2 protein-coding genes are annotated in these 1,727 nt (G+C 59.5%); one reads left to right on the top strand and one right to left on the bottom strand.

Going from position 1 to position 1,727, the window contains the following annotated elements; translation table 11 throughout:
- Nucleotides 1-54: 54 nt before the first annotated feature.
- Nucleotides 55-483 carry a hypothetical protein gene (locus WBB85_RS22350; RefSeq protein WP_432640771.1) on the top strand — a complete coding sequence of 143 codons (429 nt, stop codon included), beginning with the start codon at nt 55-57 and terminating at the stop codon, nt 481-483.
- Between the two features lie 105 nt (nt 484-588).
- Here the strand turns inward: WBB85_RS22350 and WBB85_RS22345 are convergent, their stop codons facing one another.
- A complete protein-coding gene (locus WBB85_RS22345; RefSeq protein ID WP_432640770.1) occupies nt 589-1,596 on the bottom strand; it encodes a GlxA family transcriptional regulator in 1,008 nt (335 codons plus the stop codon).
- Nucleotides 1,597-1,727 lie beyond the last annotated feature (131 nt).

Genomic DNA, 1,727 nt, shown 5'->3' with positions numbered 1-1,727 from the left:
GCCAAGCAGAGAATGTATGCAATTGATTACGCTTGCTGAATCTGGGGTATTTAAATGATTTCTCGAACAATCACCGCCTGCGCTGTGGCACTGTCCCTAACGACACCGGTTTTCGCCGCTTCGGACTTCTCACTGCCGATTGACGACTCGTTCGGTGGCGGCACGCTGACGGTGAACGGTTACGGTCGCGGATATATGTACAAATACAATGTGATCGAGTCGAACGGCCAACTTGCGGTCTGCGGTGCATCGTATTTCGCCGATGCGAGCAGCGCCATTGGCTTCCGGCGCATCCTGCGCAAAGCAGTCGTTGAACTCGACGGCAAGAAACTCGTGCGTGACCTCAGTTTCTTTAAGCAGGTGCGTTCGGAATCTGAGCTGAATGCCGGTGTGTCGACCTGCCGGAACACGGGCGTTCCCGTACCGGCATCCCGCAGCGGAGAATCCTATGTCGTCTGGCCAAGCGGTGGCATCAGGTTCTGACCGAGTGTGACCGGCCCAACCCCGAAGGGGGCAGAGGGCCTCGCGAATTCCCCGGTGATTGGTGCCGGAAATCAGCGCATTTGGTGCCCGTCGCCGGTGCTCAGATCAGCTTCCGACGGCGCGCATTCGTTTCGGGGTGGCGCCGTAGGCGTCGCGGAAGCTCTTGGTGAAATGTGACGTGGATTTGTACCCGCAGGCCACGGCAATCTCTGTCACCGAAAGCTCGGTCTGCGACAGCAGCTTATGCGCCTTTTCCAGTCGCATCTGCATGTAAAAGCACATCGGCGTCGTGTTCAGATGCTGGGCGAAAAGCCGTTCGGTCTGGCGCACCGACATCGCTGCGATATCAGCAATCTCTTGCGCTGTGAGTGGCGTTTCGAGGTTCGCCTCCATGCAGCTCAGCACCTTGACCAGCCTTGGGTTGCGCAGCCCGTAGCGCGACTGGATCGATACTTTCTGTTTCGACTGGGGGCTGCGCACCTCGGTGCAGACCATCAGGTCAGCGATCCTGGTGGCAACCTCGGCCCCATGGGTTCCGGAGATCAGATGCATCATCAGATCGGCTGACATGCCACCGCCCGGCGCCGTCGGGCGACGGCCGAGCGCAAATGCATTGCGGCTGATCCGGACGTTCGGAAAGTTCTCGGCAAAGCCGTCGATATCAGCCCAGTGGACCGCGCATTCCTCGCCGTCGAGCAGACCCGCATGCGCCAGCGCATAGACCCCCCTGCAAAAGCCGCCGATCCTGACCCCATGGGCCGCTTCCCGGCGCAGCAGATGGCTAAGACGGGTGTCAGGATGTCGGCGCAGTGTTGCGCCGCCGATGACGATCAGCGTGTCGTCACGTCCAAGCGCGCTATATGCTCCATCTGTCATCACCGTCAGCCCGGACGAACAGGCGACCGGAGCACCGGTCATGCTGACGATACGCCAGGAATAGGCGCGCGATCCCAGAAGCTGGTTGGCCAGACGCATCGGCTCCAGCGCAGAGGCCAGTGGCAGATGTGCGAACCCATCAAGAAGCAGAAACGTGAAGCGTTGCCCGGTGGATGCCCCATCCCGGATTGCCGGGGCAACCTTGTGAAGGGCGCGGATCTGGCTTTGGTGAGACATGGGGCAGGCCTCCCTTACCGGCAGCGGTCATTGAGGATTGATGCTGGGTTTTTAAGAATATTTATTGGATATTTGCGGCAAAACTATATTAGGTATGCGTCAAACCGCCACGAGGACCCCATGCCTGAAAC

The organism is Albidovulum sp., assembly GCF_049646345.1.
Lineage (GTDB): Bacteria > Pseudomonadota > Alphaproteobacteria > Rhodobacterales > Rhodobacteraceae > Albidovulum.
The sequence above is the reverse complement of the archived record's forward strand: the minus strand, read 5'-3'. Positions and strand labels throughout refer to the sequence as shown.